Source organism: Arundinibacter roseus (assembly GCF_004348825.1).
Taxonomy (GTDB): Bacteria; Bacteroidota; Bacteroidia; order Cytophagales; family Spirosomataceae; genus Arundinibacter; species Arundinibacter roseus.
The window spans coordinates 491358-509812 of sequence record NZ_SMJU01000002.1 but is presented as its reverse complement, the minus strand read 5'-3'; the positions used below and the strand labels follow the sequence as shown (position 1 = coordinate 509812).

14 protein-coding genes are annotated in these 18455 nt (G+C 44.0%); 10 read left to right on the top strand and 4 right to left on the bottom strand.

All coding sequences use genetic code 11. From position 1 onward, the window contains the following. Nucleotides 1-119 precede the first annotated feature (119 nt). Both EZE20_RS04690 and EZE20_RS04685 read left to right on the top strand, forming a co-directional pair. Nucleotides 120-311, top strand: coding sequence for a cold-shock protein (locus EZE20_RS04690; RefSeq protein ID WP_132114983.1), 192 nt, complete (start codon nt 120-122; stop codon nt 309-311). Nucleotides 312-752: 441 nt separating this feature from the next. Continuing rightward, on the top strand, nt 753-3926 hold the full coding sequence (locus EZE20_RS04685; RefSeq protein WP_132114981.1) for a PAS domain S-box protein: 3174 nt from the start codon (nt 753-755) through the stop codon (nt 3924-3926). A gap of 75 nt (nt 3927-4001) precedes the next feature. Here the strand turns inward: EZE20_RS04685 and EZE20_RS04680 are convergent, their stop codons facing one another. Further along, complete coding sequence (locus EZE20_RS04680) at nt 4002-4790, bottom strand: hypothetical protein (protein ID WP_132114980.1); 789 nt, start codon at nt 4788-4790, stop codon at nt 4002-4004. Between the two features lie 194 nt (nt 4791-4984). Here EZE20_RS04680 and EZE20_RS04675 point away from each other — a divergent pair, with 194 nt between their 5' ends. From EZE20_RS04675 to EZE20_RS04645, 7 genes are all read left to right on the top strand, one after another. Further along, entirely contained in the window at nt 4985-7219 is a 2235-nt protein-coding gene (locus tag EZE20_RS04675) for a DUF5916 domain-containing protein (RefSeq protein WP_132114978.1), read from the top strand. Nucleotides 7220-7356: 137 nt separating this feature from the next. Further along, nucleotides 7357-8076, top strand: coding sequence for a flavodoxin family protein (locus tag EZE20_RS04670; protein ID WP_132114976.1), 720 nt, complete (start codon nt 7357-7359; stop codon nt 8074-8076). A gap of 124 nt (nt 8077-8200) precedes the next feature. Continuing rightward, a complete protein-coding gene (locus tag EZE20_RS04665) occupies nt 8201-8452 on the top strand; it encodes a filamentous hemagglutinin (RefSeq protein ID WP_132114974.1) in 252 nt (83 codons plus the stop codon). A 160-nt stretch (nt 8453-8612) separates the two neighbouring features. Then, nucleotides 8613-12446 carry a PVC-type heme-binding CxxCH protein gene (locus tag EZE20_RS04660; protein ID WP_132114972.1) on the top strand — a complete coding sequence of 1278 codons (3834 nt, stop codon included), beginning with the start codon at nt 8613-8615 and terminating at the stop codon, nt 12444-12446. Nucleotides 12447-12722: 276 nt separating this feature from the next. Continuing rightward, nucleotides 12723-13106: a GNAT family N-acetyltransferase gene (locus EZE20_RS04655; RefSeq protein ID WP_228713534.1), complete on the top strand. Its 384-nt coding sequence runs from the start codon at nt 12723-12725 to the stop codon at nt 13104-13106. Between the two features lie 97 nt (nt 13107-13203). Next, the gene (locus EZE20_RS04650; protein WP_132114968.1) at nt 13204-14124 is read left to right on the top strand and encodes an NAD(P)H-binding protein; all 921 of its coding nucleotides are present in this window, start codon (nt 13204-13206) and stop codon (nt 14122-14124) included. Nucleotides 14125-14151: 27 nt separating this feature from the next. Beyond that, nucleotides 14152-14658, top strand: a complete 507-nt coding sequence (locus EZE20_RS04645; RefSeq protein ID WP_132114966.1) for a YdeI/OmpD-associated family protein — start codon at nt 14152-14154, stop codon at nt 14656-14658. Nucleotides 14659-14710: 52 nt separating this feature from the next. Here the strand turns inward: EZE20_RS04645 and EZE20_RS04640 are convergent, their stop codons facing one another. Next, nucleotides 14711-15259, bottom strand: a complete 549-nt coding sequence (locus EZE20_RS04640) for a hypothetical protein (RefSeq protein ID WP_132114964.1) — start codon at nt 15257-15259, stop codon at nt 14711-14713. Between the two features lie 191 nt (nt 15260-15450). Between EZE20_RS04640 and htpG the strand changes: the two genes are divergently transcribed. After that, a complete protein-coding gene (htpG, locus tag EZE20_RS04635) occupies nt 15451-17280 on the top strand; it encodes a molecular chaperone HtpG (RefSeq protein WP_132115128.1) in 1830 nt (609 codons plus the stop codon). Between the two features lie 77 nt (nt 17281-17357). Here the strand turns inward: htpG and EZE20_RS04630 are convergent, their stop codons facing one another. Both EZE20_RS04630 and EZE20_RS04625 read right to left on the bottom strand, forming a co-directional pair. Then, nucleotides 17358-17873: a hypothetical protein gene (locus EZE20_RS04630; RefSeq protein WP_132114962.1), complete on the bottom strand. Its 516-nt coding sequence runs from the start codon at nt 17871-17873 to the stop codon at nt 17358-17360. Nucleotides 17874-17911: 38 nt separating this feature from the next. Beyond that, the gene (locus EZE20_RS04625; protein WP_132114960.1) at nt 17912-18433 is read right to left on the bottom strand and encodes a hypothetical protein; all 522 of its coding nucleotides are present in this window, start codon (nt 18431-18433) and stop codon (nt 17912-17914) included. Between the last annotated feature and the right edge of the window lie 22 nt (nt 18434-18455).

The following is an 18455-nucleotide window of genomic DNA, read 5'->3' as shown; positions in this document are numbered from 1 at the left end:
CAAAGGCTATAAAAAGTAAACTCTGAGTAAATAAATGGTTAATACTTTTAAATACATTAGGATTCCAGCAGACAATGCTGTTCCTTTGTACTCAGTTTTTATTTATACAAATCAATACAATGCAAGAAGGAACAGTAAAATTTTTCAATGATACCAAAGGATTTGGTTTCATCTCCCCATCCAATGGTGATCAGGACATTTTCGTACACGTATCAGGTCTAGCTGACGATATCCGCGAAAATGACAAAGTGTCTTACGAAGTAGAAAATGGCAAAAAAGGATTAAACGCAGTTAACGTAAAAGTTATCTGATCGAACCCCATAGATCATTTCGAAAAGCACACCCTCGGGTGTGCTTTTTTTGGTTTCCGACTATCCAAGCCGCTCCCTGTTTCCCTTCTCCTACTCTTTCTCTTTATATTTTATTTCGAGGTTTTTTATAACCATAATAAACTTAAATTTGTATACTTAAATCTCCATTTGGATTTTGGGGAAAAGTGGCTCAAAACGTGACACGAATACGAAAATTTGAGTATTTTTGTTTTACTCCTCCCTGCAAACGTAAAAACCACAGTCCCCATTTGACGCAATCCCCACCTAATTTTGTCAATCTGTTAGCGGTTTTTTCACCAAATTATCTAAATTATAACCTACTTTTGGTTATATAATTCCCAGATTTTTATTGTAACACAAATTTACAGAATAGCTATTTGTATATTTGCCATACAATCTTTTAACCCACTTGACTACTAAATGGCTAATCTACCTGTGCCTGCAAACGAACAAAATCGCTTAAAGGCTTTGAAAGATTATACTATATTGGACACCCTGCCCGAAGAAGAATTTGATCGGCTGACCAAAGTAGCATCAATCGTGTGTGGCATGCCTATTTCGCTGGTAACCCTGCTGGATGAAGACAGGCAATGGTTCAAGTCCAAAGTTGGCCTGGATGAGGAGTTTACACCCCGCAAAGATTCTTTTTGTCAATACGCCATACTTGGCGACAATTTATTTGAAGTTACTGATGCCTGGGAAGATGATCGGTTCAGGAACAATCCACTGGTACAGGGCCCGCCACACGTTCGTTTTTATGCGGGTGTGCCACTTATTGATCCAAACGGCTTTGCCCTCGGTTCTCTTTGTGTCATTGACCACGTTCCACACAAGCTAAGCTCTGACCAACGGACTGTTTTATCCATGCTGGCGGAGGAGGTAGTTGCAAATATTGTATCCCGCAAGGAACGTCTGAAACTTCAAAATTACGAAACTCTATTTCTTGAATCTCAGGATTTGATCTGCATTGCTGGTGCGGACGGCTATTTTCGTAAGATTAATCCTGCGTTTCAACGGGTATTGGGGTGGTCGCATTCCATCTTGAAAGAGAATACATTTTACAGCTTTATCCATCCCGAGGAGGTAGAAAAAACAGCAGGTAAGGTCAAAGAACTGGTTGAAACCGGTAATCCTTTGAACATTACGACCCGGTTCAAAACTTCACGCGGAGACTATAAATACATTCAGTGGCTAGCCACTCTGGATGAAAATAAAGACAGTATTTACGCCATTGGGCGCGATACGACGGCATTTACCCGCATTCAGAGAGTACTCCGCGATGTTTCGGAATTTCAGAAGAAAATCCTGAACGGAACAGACTATTCCATTATTTCGACCAACATCGAAGGGCTCATCACGACTTTCAATAAGGGCGCACAGCAAATGCTGGGGTATAAACCCTCGGAAGTAATACATAGCCTGCATATCATTGATTTCTTCGAACCCAGGGAGATTTCCCAGCTGATGGATGCTCTAAATAGTTCGCACGGACTACCTCTTCATTCTGCTTTTGAAGCCTTAACAACCCGAACTACCTCGGGAGCAGCCTATACGGATGAATTTACTTTCCTGAGAAAAAATGGCAGTCAGCTCGCAGCTGAAATCTCGATTTCTCGCCTTGAAAATACCGATAGAGAAACAACCGGCTATTTAGTTATAGCAAAAGATATTAGTGAGCGAAAAGCAACCGAAATTCAGTTACAAATCAGCGAACGTCGGCACCGGGTATTTTTTGAAAATTCTCCCAGTCTGATGTGTACACACGATCTCGAAGGAAATTTTTTAAGCGTTAATCCTGCCGGTGTGGAACTGTTGGGCTACACAATGAGTGAATTTAAAAAAAGGAGTTTATTTGATATAATTCAACCCAAATACCATCCTGATATTCAATTATATCTCAGACAAATCAAAACTACGGGAAGCAGCAAAGGGTTAATGCAGGTAATTGACAAGCACGGAATCGAGAAAACATGGATGTATACCAATGTGCTTTCGGAGTTTATGGATGGAACACAGTATGTAATTGGAAACGGAGCCGATCTGACCAAACGCATTGAGATTGAAAAAGAGCTGCACAAATCCAAAGAAACAGCCGAGCGCAACGCACGTGCGAAAGATATTTTTCTGGCCAATATGAGCCATGAAATCAGAACACCCATGAATGCCATCATCGGGTTTTCGAATCTACTTAAAGACACCGAACTTTCTCAGGATCAGCAGGATTTCACGCAGAGTATTCACATGGCAGCTGAAAACCTGATGGGTATTATCAACGATATTCTGGATTTGTCAAAAATCGAATCCGGTCATTTGACGATTGAAGAGATACCGTTTGACCTGAAAGAACTCGTAAAGAATATCAAGGCAATTCTAAGTCAAAAAGCTTCGGAAAAAAATCTGGATTTGGACTATACGCTCGATGAACGATTGCCCGAGCAGGTGGTTGGGGATCCAACCCGACTCAACCAAATTCTATTAAATCTGGTAAACAACGCCCTGAAATTTACTGAAAATGGAACTGTACATCTACAAGTCGATCTTTTGCAGGAAACGGAAACTGAGCACACTTTTCTGTTTAGCATAAAAGATACAGGTATTGGTATTCCGGCTGAAAAACTGGAAAGTATTTTTGAACGTTTCACGCAGGCAGATACCGATACTACCCGAAAGTATGGCGGCACGGGGCTGGGATTAAGCATTTCAAAGTTGTTAATTGAGCTACAAAAAGGAACACTTTGGGTCGAGAGTAAACCGAATGAAGGATCTACTTTTATTTTTAAATTGCCTCTAAAAAAGGCAACTACGCAGATTAAACGTAAAAGTGAACATGCGCCCAAGGTTTTGACGAGCGATTCGAAACTAAAAATCCTGTTAGTAGAAGACAATGTACTCAATCAGCGGCTCGCTATGAAGGTATTGAGCAATTTTGGTTTTGTACCGGAGCTCGCAGAGAACGGAAAAATTGCGGTAGAAAAAATCCGAAATGTGGAGTATGATTTGGTGTTAATGGATCTGCAAATGCCCGAAATGGATGGATATCAGGCCACTGAGGCTATTCGGAATATACTCCGCAGTAATGTGCCGATTATTGCGATGACCGCACACTCACTTGTCGGAGAGCGGGATAAATGTCTTGCCGTAGGCATGAATGAATACATTCCAAAACCTTTTTCTCCATCCGAATTGTTCAATAAAATTGTAGATTTGGCAATACCTTTACACGAAATGCAAGAAGCATCTATCAACCCCAGCGGTCCATTCGTGGACCTGACCTATCTGAAACAAATTTCGGATGACAGCAAAGAATTTGAACAGGAAATGATTGAGCTTTTCCTTGAGCAGGCTCCCATCGAAATGGGTATTATGGAAAAAGCTATTCAAAGTGCCGAGCACGCTACCATTAAGGACGTAGCTCACAAGTTAAAATCGTCCTATGCCATGATGGGTATTCAGGAAAACGGACTTTTGAAACTAATTGAATTTCAAGGCGCATCCGGTTCCTCGATTGACGAAATCAGAAAAGGGTACGAACGTCTGAAACTGATCACCGAGTATTCACTCATTGAGTTGCAACAACTTTTGCAACCTGAATAAGCGTTTTTGCCAGCTACATGTTTTTTAGAAACAATCCTTCAACGGACAGTTCAACTGCCCGTTGAAGGATTGCATTTACCGTAAATCCTGGCTAAAACTATTTTTAGCAAGCGCTACCTGCAGACGAATATCCACGGCTCGGTCATCGACAGTTCGGTTGCCGTTGCCCATTCCGATGCCAACCCCGCCACCGCCCATACCAAAACCACCCATGCCGCCCATACCAACACTTATGCGGGGCGATACACCCGACTGACCGGATGTACCTTCGGTTTTTATGCCAATATCCAACACAGAAGCTTGCCGGGCATCCACGCCCAACAAGGCAAACGGGATGGTATATTGCTGAGTTAGTTCCTGATTTTCATCCAGAGAAATCGTACAGCGCATGCCGGTTTCGGTAGTAACCAGGTTAACGAACCGCTCTCCGGCCCGATCTTTCCAGAGAGCTTCTTTATTAAACGCTTCCAGCATCCGGCTCAGACCGAGACTCGTAGGTAAATCAATATCCATTTTGCGGAGTGCCCGACGGTCATCGCGGCTAACGACCGGAAACAGCAGCGAAAAAGAACTACGTGGTTTTGTATGAGGTGTAAACGACAGCCGCAATCCACTAGTCAGGATGTTTTCCACCGTTCTCGGATCACGGGTTTTCAGGGTAATGTACAGAAAAGAATCATCATTAATAACTCCATACCGCAACCGCGAGCGGGGGTCTTGTTGATCAGGAGCGGCCTCGTCTACATACGTAAATGGGGCATTCCATTTGGACGTATAAGGCACCGTTTTAGTTGAAGAACAACCTGCTGCAACACCAAAGAGCAGGAACAAAGCAATCCATTTTTTTACCTCAAATTTTATCATGGGCTAAATCTTTATTTTCAAAACGATGACTTGCACATTTGCGTACTGTTTTTTGGAAGAAATTGTTGCAATTCTATCTTTTTTCCTATCCCTGCCTGCTTTTCTATTTTACCTTTGCAACGATTCTCAGATTACCCTCCTGACAAAAAATTGCGAGCTTTCTCCTACTTATATTCTTACCTAATCGAGCCTGAATGAAAAATTCTCTATGCGCACTTTCAGTACTTTTTATTAGTTGGTTGCTCCCCAAATCGGCAGTCGCCCAAGACCCCTACCCTACGCCTTCTCTTAGGTTAAAGGCTACGAGCTCCCCACTTATAATTGATGGAAAAATGGATGAGAATGAATGGGCAAATTACCAGGTAACGGATCAATTTTGGCAGTATTTCCCGCTTGACTCTATTCGTGCACAAAACCGGACGGAGCTATACATGACCTACGATGAGAATTTCCTGTATGTAGCTGCCAAGTGCTATACAACCGGAAATAAATTTATTGTTCCCTCCTTCCGGCGTGACTACCGTGCCACAGGAAACGATAACATTAGTTTTATTTTTGACACTTTTCAGGACAAAACCAATGCTTTTCTATTTGGTATGAATCCCTTTGGCGTCATGCGGGAAGCGCTTATTTCCAATGGTGGCTCAGACACGCAGTTTTTCAATACTTTCTGGGATAATAAGTGGGAAGGCGATTCAAAAATATATGATACCTACTGGACTACCGAGGTGAAGATTCCGTTTCGGACGGTGCGGTACATGGAAGGTAGTGCCGCCTGGAATTTTATGTGCTACCGATTTGATTCACAGACCAACGAACAGTCGAGCTGGGTGCGGATTCCGCAAAATCAACTATTTTTTAATCTGGCCTTTACCGGTCCGATGGAGTTTGAGAAGCCCCTGAAAAAACCGGGAATGAACCTTGCGGTAATACCTTATGTCCGGGCCGGTCAGGCCACTGATTTTTTGAAAGAACCCAAAGGTCGATCTCCACAGAATTCGATTGGGGCAGATTTAAAAGTGGGCATTACGCCTGGCCTAATTCTGGATGCTACCATTAATCCTGACTTTTCGACCGTTGAAGCCGACCGACAAATTCAAAATCTGACCCGGTTTGATATTTCACTTTCCTTTCCCGAACAACGACAATTTTTTCTGGAAAACTCCGACCTTTTCGGAACCTTTGGCAGTCAGGAGACGTACTTATCAGGCCTTGGAAATCAGAATTTTACACCCTTCTACTCCCGCCGGGTTGGTCTCGAACTTGACACCACCACCGGCACCTACACACCCATCCGGATTTTGTCGGGACTCCGACTTAATGGCAAAGTAAGTAACAATCTGCGTATCGGGTTGCTCAATGTACAAACCGCCCGCGATGCCGAGCGCGGGATTTCGGATGCCAATACCACGGTAGCAGTAGTGCAGCAAAAGGTTTTTAGCCGGTCCAATATCACGGCGCTTTTTATAAACAAAGAGGTTTTTAACCCAACTGTTTCCCAAAATCGATATAACCGCGTGGCAGGTTTGGAATATAATATGGCTTCACCAGATAACCGATGGCTCGGAAAGCTTTATTACCATCAGGCATTTAGTCCGGCTGTCGGCTCGGGCAAGCTAAGTACGGGCGCTTCGCTTACGCGCAATATGTACCGCTACCAATTTGTGTGGAACCATTACTACATCGGTGAAAACTTTGAAGCCGAAGTTGGCGTGGTGCCCCGTCGAAATGTATTCAGGGTCAATCCCCGCTTTCAGCTAAATTTTTATCCCGGCAACCGAATCGTCAACCGATTTAGCTTAGGCACGAGCTACGAAGAATACCGCAAGTTCAACTCTGGTTTGACAGATCAGGCCTTTGGGCTCATTGGTGACGTTACGTTTCAGAGCAGCGCTACACTCGTCTGGCAGGTGGCTCATACCTACACCATTCTGCTGGCAGATTTTGACCCTACCCGGAGTGGCAATCGTCCGCTTCGACAAGGTACCGACTACCGCTACACGCAGGCTCGTTTTGATTTTATTTCAGATCGTCGCAAGAAAATCTCTTTGGAAATGCAGGGGGTAGTTGGTCAAAATTTTAATGGTAGCATAGCCAGTTTGACCGGCGCATTGATTTATCGTTTTCAGCCCTACGGCACACTCACGCTGAATTACGGCCTGAGTCGCGTCACATCCTCCGAAGGACAAGGCAACTTGTTTCTGATCGGCCCTCGTGCAGATGTTACTTTTTCCAAAAGTCTATTCTGGACTACCTTTTTTCAATACAATAATCTTACAAATAATGTCAACATTAACAGTCGGTTGCAGTGGCGCTTCCGGCCTGTTTCAGACTTTTTTCTGGTGTATTCTGATAATTATTTTTCGGATAATTTTATGGTAAAAAATCGAGTATTGGTAGCCAAATTGACCTATTGGTTCAATTTGTAGTTTATGAATGAGAATTCTAAATTGTAATACTGTTATACATTTCGCCTTGATAAGTAACTTGTTCCGAGGTAGTTTTATTTGGTTTTGGCATAAAGTTTTTTGGGTAAATAAATGTTCTTCATCCCAAAAACAAACCAATGACCGAAAAACCAACCTCCAATTTTAGCAATCTGCGCGCACTGTATTTAAATTGTTCACTTAAAAAATCTCCCACAAAAAGCCATACCGAAGGTTTAATGGAGGTGTCCCGTGCACTAATGGAAAGAGAAGGTGTCAAAACCCAGCTCATTCGGGTGGTAGATATGGACCTTCCACCAGGTATTCAGCCTGATATGACGCAGGAGCCCGGCGGGATACAGACAGATTCATGGCCCGATCTGTTTGATACGGTGATGAAAGCAGATATTCTCATTATTGGAACGCCCATTTGGCTGGGTGAAAAGTCGTCGGTAGCCTCGCGCCTGCTCGAACGAATGTACGCCATGAGCGCTATGACCAACAAAAAAGGACAATATATTTATTATGGCAAAGTAGGCGGATGCGTCGTAACAGGAAACGAAGATGGTATCAAACACTGTTCCATGGGAATTTTATATGCATTGCAGCATCTGGGATACTCCATTCCACCGCAGGCAGACTGTGGCTGGGTCGGTGAAGTTGGTCCCGGCCCAAGTTATCTTGATGAAGAAGCGAAGGCTGCAGGAAATGACTTTACAAATCGAAACACTACATTCATGACCTACAATCTGATGCATTTGGCTCTTCTATTGAAAAGTGCCAAAGGCTATTCTGCCTACGGAAATTCTGCCACAGCCTGGGAAAGTGGAGAACGTTGGAAATTCCAAATATCTAGTTAATCAGAGAACGATCAAAAAATATCCTGTTTGGGTTTCATTTTTTTTCAGGAATAAAAGGCACGTTTCTTTTAGTGCTGTTATCAGTCATTCTCATGATATTTTTATGTACTAAACCGCAATCCATATGAGTACTCAAACCAATATCGGACCCGACGAAATCGGGTCACCGCAAAATCCAGTCGAAAATCCGATTTTGCCTAATCAACCTGAAATACCGGAACCCATCGCACCGGAGGAAAACCCGCCAATTATACCACCCGAGCCTGAAACTCCACCATTTGATCCGGTGCCTGAGTACGAGCCGGTAGATCCGGGCATTCCCGAACTTGATCCTGATCCCCTACCGGGGCAGTATCTGGACGAGCCCCTACTTTAACTTACACACATACCTTTGAGCTTCCGACTGTTCGGAAGCTTTTTTTATTCTATTTTTAAATAAAAAAGTAAAACCATTTGTAGCGCATTAAGCCATAGGTAAATACATAAAACCCAGCACTTTTTTGATTATAAGGTTTAGCTTACAAACGCACTCAATTATGTACCTACGATTTACTACCAGCATCCTAACGCTTCTTTTTTTTCAACTGAGTTTTTCGCCTCTATTCTTAACGAATTCGAATAAAAATACCTCCATTTTCAAAGAAACGGTTCTGCACATACAGGCCGATACCGCAACAGGAAAACTGGAAATTTTCCGCGCCGGAGAAAAAACTCCCATGTTAACTCAAATTGCCAAAGCCGACTTTCGCCCGTACCTACACCCGATTGTTGCACCCGATGGCAAAGGCATTTTAACCGAGTACAGCCCCGGCCACCATAAGCATCAGACGGGCCTTTATTGGGGCTATACGCGTGTAAATGGCCGTGACTATTTTCATAATCCACAGGGTGATTACTGGCGGCGGGTGTCGCTTACGGTTTTGGAGGAAAAAGGAACCGAGGTAAAATGGCAAACGGTGTATGATTTGCTGGATGCCGAAGGAAAAGCTGTTCTAACCGAAACCCAAACCTGGTCGATGCTGGAAAAAGACGGAAAGTATTTTTTGGATCTGGAATGGAACGGAGAAGCCCGCGTAGATGTAACAATTGGAAAATATGACTATGGCGGGTTGTTTTTACGCATGCCCTGGAAACCCGGAATCAAAGGTGAAGTCATGAATGCCGCCCGGCAGCGTAACGAAAAAGCCGAAGGTCAGCGCGCCATGTGGGCCGATGTGGGAATGCAGGTAGAAGGCCGCGACGATTTGGTGCATATCGCCATTTTTGACCACCCAACCAACAAAGGCTATCCGCAACATTGGCGGGTAGATGGGCAACTTGGCCTGGGTCCCGTGCGGCAACGCCTGACAGATTTGAGTATCCCCAAAGGCAGTATGGATTTGGTTCGGCATCAGTTGGTGGTATATACCGGCGAATTGAATGATGTAGAAATGACTAAAACCTGGGGGAATTATACAGGCAATAATTCTACCTATTCTACGGCTGTCCTGTGGGACTTAGCTCGAAAAGAAGGCCGCGACGCCCGATTCCTGAATCCCGAAGAAGCCGTAGCCGCTATGACCATAAAAGAGGGTTTTCAGGTAAATGCCTGGGCTGGTGAACCCATGATTACGCAACCTATGGCATTTTGCTGGGACGACCGTGGCCGGCTTTGGGTAGCTGAAAACCGCGATTATGAAGATCGGGGGAAGGGGTTTTCTAATTCAGGAGATAGCCGCATTGTCATACTGGAAGATACAGATCAGGATGGCGTGGCCGATTCACGCAAAGTATTTATGGAAGGCATTGCTTTTCCGGCTGCTTTGGCCGTTGGTTTTGATGGAGTTTATGTAGGCGCTCCCCCCAATTTACTTTTTATTCCTGATCGCAATCACGATGACAAAGCTGATTTGGACGCAATTGAGGTAAAGCTTACGGGTTGGGGCATACGCGACCGGCACGAAACCCTCAACAGCCTGCATTGGGGACCCGATGGCTGGCTGTATGGCTTGCAGGGATTTGCTACGCCATCGAAAGTCAGAAAACCAAACGGCAAAGGCAGGTTATACTCGCACAAAGACCCATTTCCCGAAGATATTCTGGAAGGTGAAGGAACCGAAATTAACGGTGGTGTTTGGCGGTATCATCCCACGAAAGAAATTTTTGAAGTAGTGGCGCATGGATTCAGCAACCCCTGGGGCATTGACCACGATGCCAAAGGGCAGCTTTTCATCACGGCCTGCGTCATTCCTCACCTGTGGCATGTGATTCCGGGCGGAATTTACCATCGGCAGGGTGGACAACATTTCAATCCGTATGTATATAATGATATAAAAACTATTGCCGATCACAGCCACCGTTCGGCACATGGTGGCGCACGTATCTATCAGTCTGATGCATTTCCTGGGTCTGAAAAAGGTAAAATTTTCATGGCCAATATTCACGAGCACGCCGTGCTTTCAGATGTACTCGTGCCCAAAGGTTCTGGTTTTACATCCCATCATGGTGAAGATTTTATGATGGCCAACAATGCACAATGGGTTGGTTTCAGTATGGAAGTTGGCCCGGAAGGCGGCCTGTATGTGCTCGATTGGCACGATGCCGACATTTGTGGTTCGGAGGTAGTGAATCGGGAAACGGGCCGTATTTTCAGAATCATGCCAAAAAATTCTGCTGCCAAATCCTGGCCCAATCGCTATGCCAATCTTTCTGCATTTTCGGATCAGGAATTAGTAGCCCTTCAAACAAGCCCAAGCGAATGGCATGCGCGCCGGGCACGTTTACTTTTGCAGGCCCGGGCAGCAAAAAATACTCTACAAGCAACAACTCATCAGGCCCTACATACTCTTTTTGCGAAAGAGACCAATCCCGACTGGCGACTTCGGGCATTTTGGGCATTGCATATAACCAAAGGCCTCACAGCAAACGATTTACAGAAAGCACTTGCTGACCGGGATCCCTATGTACGTAGCTGGGCAATTCAATTCTTGTGTGAAGACCGGGCTGCAAATCCTGAGGCATTTTCGCAGTTTTCTACTTTGGCCCGGCAGGATGCTTCGCCTGTTGTTCGCCTGTACTTAGCTTCGGCACTTACCCGGGTTGATGAAAAATCGAGGTGGTCCATTGCCGAAGGATTGGTAACGCATGCCGAAGATGCCCAAGATCATAATTTACCAAAAATGATTTGGTTTGGAATAGAACCATTACTAATCAAAAATCCGGCCCGAGCCTTGACTTTGGCCTCCCAAAGTAAGATTCCGATGCTCAGTCAGTTTATTGCCCGACGGCTTGTCGATGCTGAGAAAACCGAACTTGTGGTAGCTGCCATTAGCAAAAATCAGCCCAATCAGCTGCACCTGCTGGAAGGCATGCGCGATGCGCTGGAAGGGCGTTATGATGTTTCTCCACCCATTAACTGGAAACCGGTCCAGGCAAATCTTGCCAAACAAAACAACAAGTCAGCGGAGATTGCCCGAGAATTGTCGGCGCATTTTGGTGATTCCGAAGCGGCTCGTAAACAGATAATTACCCTCAAAAACAAAACTGCTCCGACAGATCAACGACTCAAAGCACTCCAAAACCTGAGCGCCCGACAACGCCCCGAATTGGCCGCTGAGTTACCTTCTCTTTTTCAGGAGTCAACCCTCAGAATCGAAGCGATTCGGGCGATGGCTAGTTATGATCGGGAGGCTTTTGGAAAATTGCTTTTGGATAAATACCCCACGCTGAACGCTGCTGAAAAACGCGAAGCGATTCAAACGTTGGCGTCACGACCTGCCTACGGATGGTTACTGACAAAAGCACTTGCCGGAAAAACGATTGCAAAAAAAGATGTACCGCCCTACGTCGCAAATCAGCTGCGCCGGGTAGTTGGCAGTGGCTTTGTGGAGGTTTGGGGCCCAATTGACCACGTTGCATTTAACCAAACAGCCTACATTTCATACAAAAAACTCCTAACCGAAAAAAACCTTTCGACCGCCAATCCAAGACAGGGAAAACAGATTTTTCAGAATACCTGCGGACCCTGTCACAAAATGTATGGAGAAGGAGGCACACTTGGTCCCGACATAACGGGCTCCAACCGAACGAATGTAGACTATTTGTTAAGCAATATCCTGGATCCTGGTGGAGAAATTCAGGATGATTATAAAATGGTGGTCGTAACCACCCGCGATGGACGTACGCACGTTGGGAATGTAGCCAAAGAGACCGATCGGCAGCTTACGTTGCGGGTAGTAGGTCAAGAAGCAGTGATCCTAAATAAAACCGATATTCAATCGCGGGAAGTAACACCGGCGTCCATGATGCCAACCGGATTATTTGAGTCGTTGAGCGATACCGAAATTCTAAACCTTGTCGCCTATTTAAGAACAACCGAGGCAATCAGATAGGATCAAAAATCCAACGCTACCGAACGTTTTGTTTTTATATTTTCCGGGAAACTCCCTTGATTTTATAAAAACAGAACGTTCTTTTTTTTATAAAATCAATTTTCATTTGTGTAGATTTCAGTTCCAATTAATGATCAACAAAAAGAGGTTTCAAGTACTGTTATGATATCAATTCGCCCTGCTACTCCTGCTGATTATCCGATCATTCGGGACATAGCCTACCGAACATGGCCCGCTACTTTTGGGTCCATTTTGTCCGAAAAACAACTGTATTTTATGCTCGAAATGATGTATTCTTTGGGTTCAATTAAAGAACAAGTGGATACAAAAAACAATATATTTTTGGTAGCACAAAATGATTCAGAACTCCTCGGTTTTATCTCTTATGAATTATTTTACAAGAATTTACCTCAAACAAAAATTCACAAAATTTACATTCTCCCAGATATTCAGGGACAGGGCATCGGTCAAAAGCTCATCGCTTCAATAACTGAAATTTCAATACAAAATAATTGCAATTCCTTGATTCTCAACGTAAATAGACAAAATAAAGCAATTGATTTTTATAAGAAAAATGGATTTACAGTTGTAGATAGAGAAGATATTCCAATTGGCGAGGGATTCTTCATGAACGATTATATTTTACAAAAAATGATCTAACTTCTCGTACACGAATTCCCTGAAATGATTACATTTTTATTATAATTAAACATAAATATGTACATTTATGGCCACTACTACGGATAATTACTCAACGATGCAAACGATATTAGGCGCTGGGGGTTCGATTGGCTTCGAACTCGCCAAAGAACTGCCCAAGTACACCAATCATATCCGATTAGTTGGCCGAACTCCAAAAAAAGTAAACGCTGATGACGAGCTTTTCCCTGCCAAACTTTCGGACCCCAAACAGGTAGACCGGGCAGTCTCCGGTTCTGCCGTTGTGTATGTCACTATTGGCTTTGAGTATAGCGCCAAATCCTGGCAACAGCTTTGGCCGCCATTCATCAAAAGTGTGATTACTTCCTGCAAAAAACACAACGCGCGCCTGGTTTTCTTTGATAATATTTATATGTACGACCCTGATTTTCTGGGGCGTATGACTGAGGAAACACCGATGCGGTCTGTGAGTAAAAAAGGAGCTGTGCGGCAGGAAATTGCCACATTGCTGCTACACGAAATGGCGCATTCCGATTTGGACGTGTTGATAGCCCGCTCAGCTGATTTCATTGGCCCCAAAAACAGTGTATTGGTAGAGATGGTATATAAAAATCTTCTGAAAGGCAAAAAAGCCGATTGGTTTATCAGCGCCGACAAGCTTCACAATTTTACATTTACACCCGACGCCGCAAAGGCTACCGCAATTTTGGGCAACACACCCGACGCCTACAATCAGGTGTGGCATTTACCCACCGACACTACGCCTCTTACGGGTAAAGATTGGGTGCAATTGTTTGCCAATCAAATGGATATGGCTCCTCAGGTGCGGGTTCTTCCCCAATGGCTTCTGGGAATGTTAGGGATTTTTATTCCTGTTTTAAAGGAATTCCGTGAAATGAGCTATCAGTATGACCGCGATTATGTATTTGAAAGCAGTAAATTTGAGGAACGCTTCAACTTCCGTCCCACAACTCCCGAAGCAGCTGTTAAAGCAATTGTGGATGGATTGAGCGTATAAAACTTCAATTCCAATTCATTTTTGAATATGGTACGGTTCCAGGCTGTTCTGAAAAAATTTCGTGATAAAGGTGAAAAAACCGGATGGATATACGTTGAAATCTCGCCGGAACAGGCACACACCTTAAATCCCGGAATACGTACCTCTTTTCGCGTCAAAGGTTTGCTTGATACGTTTCAAATTCGGCAGCTTGCCGTTATTCCGATGGGAGACGGATCGTTCATACTTCCAACCAATGCCGAAATCCGGCGAGCAATTAAAAAACAGGAACATGCTACTGTTACGCTGGAACTGGAAGTAGACACATCGCCTTTGCCCATGTCGGAGGATTTGATCGATTGCCTGCACGACGAACCGCGCGCACTTGCTTATTTCCGTTCCCTTCCCCCGGGGCATCAGAATTATTTTTCAAAATGGATTGAAAGCGCAAAAACTACCGAGACCAAAGTAAAACGCCTTACGCAGGCAGTCACAGCACTTGCACAACACATGGGTTACGGCGAAATGATCCGTTTTTATAAAAATAAGGCATAAAAAATCCGGCTGAACATTTTCTATCTCAGCCGGATACCGTAAAATTATTTCTTTATTGTCCTACCCTACGCCCCTTCTGCGTTTCGTTTTGCCGATTCACCTGGTTTAGCAAATCTTTACTTACAAACAACCGGGCGCCTACGCCACTTTGAAGATCAAACGTATTGTCATTATAAGACATCTTGTTGGCATCAATGGTTTCGAGCACATATTGATTTCCCTGAAGAATAAACCGCATGCCTTGACGGTCTTTTTGGGTATCATCAAACGATACATTGATGGATCCCCCGCCATTGCTCATCACTACTCCGGGTGTAAACGGCCGCACATTAATCGTTTGAACGGTTTTGCCATTTTGAATGCTGATTTGCCCTTCCGCATCCACATTTATATCGTTGGCATTAATCCCCTGCCGCTTGATTGCTACGGGCTTGTCGTTGTAAAATTGCACCTTTGAAAGCGGAATGCCGGCACCTTCGAGGTCGGTGCGGAGCTGCTCAGTAAAGACCGTAAAGTTGGTAAAAGGAACTGTACTTGGCGCACAGGCTGACAGACAAAAACCAGCTATCAGAGTAATAATCAGAGATTTGGTTAATTTCATTTTCTTGCAGAGGTTATCGTAGCTACAATATTACTAAAAAAAGTGGCTTACCTATCAACCACTGGCGAATTGTACGGGTTGCCTGTCAATCTGTCAGCGGAGTGCCGTTTTTTTGTATTGGAACGCAAATTTTAGACAGGTATTGCAGATAAAAATTATTTGTTTCAAAATTCATAATGACAATTAAAAGTATGGAATCTGTGGTACAAGAGAAAGGAACTCTCAGCATTCACACTGAAAACATTTTTCCGATTATTAAGAAATTTCTGTATTCGGATCATGAAATTTTCCTTCGGGAATTGGTGTCAAATGCCGTTGACGCGAGTCAAAAAATCAAACAGCTAAGTTCATACGGAGAGTATAACGGTGAACTAGGCGAGCTGAAAGTTACTGTAAAACTGGACAAAGAAGCCAAAACGATCACCGTCAGTGACCGGGGAATTGGGATGACGGCCGACGAGATAAAGAAATATATTAATCAAATTGCATTTTCGGGCGCGGCTGAGTTTGTGGAGCAATACAAAGATAAAGCTGGCAGCGAGAAAGGCATTATCGGTCATTTTGGCCTTGGTTTTTACTCGGCTTATATGGTAGCCGAAAAAGTGGAAATTATCACCCGCTCTTATAAAGATGACGCAGAAGCTGTTCGTTGGGAATGCGATGGGTCTACTGAATTTGAGCTGGGTCCGGCAGAACGTTCTGACCGTGGTTCGGACGTTGTTCTTCACATTGCACCCGATTCAGAAGAATTTTTAAGTGAATTCAGGATTCGGGAAATTCTTGAAAAATATGGCAAGTTTCTGCCAATTGAAATTGAGTTTGAAGATAAAGTAATCAACAATCCGACGCCAATATGGACCAAAAATCCGGCAGATTTGCAGGATGAGGATTACCTGGCTTTCTATAAAGAACTACATCCTTACAGCGAAGATCCTTTATTCTGGATTCACCTCAATGTAGATTATCCGTTCAATCTGACTGGGGTTTTGTATTTCCCAAAATTGAAGAATGATTTTCAGATGCAGCGGGAAAAAATTCAGCTGTATAGTCGGCAGGTGTTTATTACGGACGAAGTGAAGGACATTGTGCCCGATTTTCTGCAACTGCTGCACGGTGTAATCGACTCACCGGATATTCCTTTGAACGTTTCTAGAAGCTACTTGCAGGCAGACGGCAATGTGAAGAAAATCAACGGCTACATTACCCGGAAAGTAGCTGACAAACTTGCAGATATTTTCAAAAATGACCGCGAAGGTTTTGAAAAGAAATTTGATGACATCGGACTTTTTGTGAAGTATGGCACAATCAGCGACGATAAGTTTTATGATAAAGCGAAAGACTTCTGTCTTCTGAAAAACACCGAAGGTAAATATTTCACTTTTGCTGAATATCAGGAAGCCATCAAAGAAAATCAGACAGATAAAAATGGTACGCAGATATGGCTCTATACCAACGACAGCAAAAAGCAGGATTCGTTTATAAACTCTGCCAGGAAGCGTAGTTATGATGTACTGTATTTGGATACGGTCATTGATCCTCATTTTATAAATACGCTGGAACAAAAGCTGGAAAAGGTAAACATCAAGCGGGTAGATGCAGATACGGTTGACAAACTGATTGAAAAGGAATTTGCACTCGAAAGCGTACTTTCTACCGATCAGCAGGAAAAAGCAAAGGGATTATTTGAAGGGTTAATGGAGTCGAAATCTGCTACTGTGCAAGTAGAAGCGATGCCCGCCGATGAACTTCCGGTAGTGATTACGTTCCCGGAATTTATGCGCCGCATGACCGACATGCAGGCTACTTCCGGACAGCGTTCGATGTTTGGCGATATGCCCATGATGTATACCGTGTCGGTGAATGCCAATCATCCGCTCACGGCCAAAATTTTGGAAACAGCCGATGAAACTCAGCAGAAGGCGCTTGCCAAGCAAGCTTATGATTTGGCGCTGCTTTCACAAGGTATGCTAAGCGGACAAGCGCTTACGACTTTCATTCAACGAACTGTAAGTACGCTTTAAGTACCTTATTTTCGATTAAGTACACTAAAAAAGCGGTCAACCCAAGTTGGGTTGACCGCTTTTTTAGTGTACCTATTTCATATTCTACCTGCTTTAAGATTTCTCTGCATTTCCTCCAAAGCCACCCAGTTTTGGTCTCGTGCCAGTGCTGCCTGCGTAGGCCACGTCCCGGGATCATGCATTTGGAAACGCGAACCTGCATTTTTCAGGATTCCGGCAAGATATTCCGGTTTTGCTTCCGCAAGGTCAGCAAAAGTTTGAAAACCATTGGCATTAAGAAGTGCCTCAATTGCAGTCCCAATACCTTCAATCATTTTCAGATCATCGGGCTGAATATTTGTTTGGGCAAAGTTTATGGACGGCGCTGTTTTCAATCTTGCTGATTGAAAGGTATTCACTTTGGTGGCATGAGTCGATCGGCAAAAGTCCAGTTCACCTGTTCGTTCTTCTATACTTTCCCGCAAAGCGTCAAGCCTTGCAGCCATTACCCAGCGCCCCAGAAGCCATCCAATTAGGGCAGTACCGGCAAGTAATAGAACCATTTCCGTAATGGCCACGGGTCCACTCAGGGGATTCAGTTGTAAAAATATCATTGGCTTAATCAGTTAAAGTCTACAAAAATTCGTGTGATTTAGGAAGTACGGCCTTTGTTAAGCTCGGCCTGCCAGATTTTCAAGTCATCCCATTTTCCGGCAGCGGCTAACCCGGCTTGCCGGGGCCATGTGGCCGGGTCATGCATTTGGAATCGTGGGCCTCTTTTCCGGAGCATCTGCACGATATCCTCAGGATTAGCCTGACTCAACTGCATGAACGTAAGGATACCTTCTTCATTTAGTATTTCTTCGATTTTCGGACCTATTCCCTCTACAAGTTTCAGGTCATCAGGCAGAACCTTTTCTGTATCTGCCACCACAGGTTCTGCCGTCAGTCTTAACGCCGACTCTTTGGAATCATGGGTAGTAGATGTAGAACTTCCCGATTTGAGACAATCATTCAAATCGGAAGTAATTGAATTTAATTCATTTTCCAGATTTTTTGCCTGATCCTTACTGGTTCGATACCCGATAATGTAGCCGATTATGCCAGCGCCCAACAGCATACATATATGCTGCCACCAGGCATCAGGTTGTGCAAGAGGATTTAATTCAAACATATATTTTGGAATGTTTTGGAGT

Coding starts and splice junctions, on each gene's coding strand:
- EZE20_RS04690 (WP_132114983.1), top strand. CDS start 120: ATGCAAGAAGGAACAGTAAAATTTTTCAATGATACCAAAGGATTTGGT.
- EZE20_RS04685 (WP_132114981.1), top strand. CDS start 753: ATGGCTAATCTACCTGTGCCTGCAAACGAACAAAATCGCTTAAAGGCT.
- EZE20_RS04680 (WP_132114980.1), bottom strand. CDS start 4,790: ATGATAAAATTTGAGGTAAAAAAATGGATTGCTTTGTTCCTGCTCTTT.
- EZE20_RS04675 (WP_132114978.1), top strand. CDS start 4,985: ATGAAAAATTCTCTATGCGCACTTTCAGTACTTTTTATTAGTTGGTTG.
- EZE20_RS04670 (WP_132114976.1), top strand. CDS start 7,357: ATGACCGAAAAACCAACCTCCAATTTTAGCAATCTGCGCGCACTGTAT.
- EZE20_RS04665 (WP_132114974.1), top strand. CDS start 8,201: ATGAGTACTCAAACCAATATCGGACCCGACGAAATCGGGTCACCGCAA.
- EZE20_RS04660 (WP_132114972.1), top strand. CDS start 8,613: ATGTACCTACGATTTACTACCAGCATCCTAACGCTTCTTTTTTTTCAA.
- EZE20_RS04655 (WP_228713534.1), top strand. CDS start 12,723: ATGCTCGAAATGATGTATTCTTTGGGTTCAATTAAAGAACAAGTGGAT.
- EZE20_RS04650 (WP_132114968.1), top strand. CDS start 13,204: ATGCAAACGATATTAGGCGCTGGGGGTTCGATTGGCTTCGAACTCGCC.
- EZE20_RS04645 (WP_132114966.1), top strand. CDS start 14,152: ATGGTACGGTTCCAGGCTGTTCTGAAAAAATTTCGTGATAAAGGTGAA.
- EZE20_RS04640 (WP_132114964.1), bottom strand. CDS start 15,259: ATGAAATTAACCAAATCTCTGATTATTACTCTGATAGCTGGTTTTTGT.
- htpG (WP_132115128.1), top strand. CDS start 15,451: ATGGAATCTGTGGTACAAGAGAAAGGAACTCTCAGCATTCACACTGAA.
- EZE20_RS04630 (WP_132114962.1), bottom strand. CDS start 17,873: ATGATATTTTTACAACTGAATCCCCTGAGTGGACCCGTGGCCATTACG.
- EZE20_RS04625 (WP_132114960.1), bottom strand. CDS start 18,433: ATGTTTGAATTAAATCCTCTTGCACAACCTGATGCCTGGTGGCAGCAT.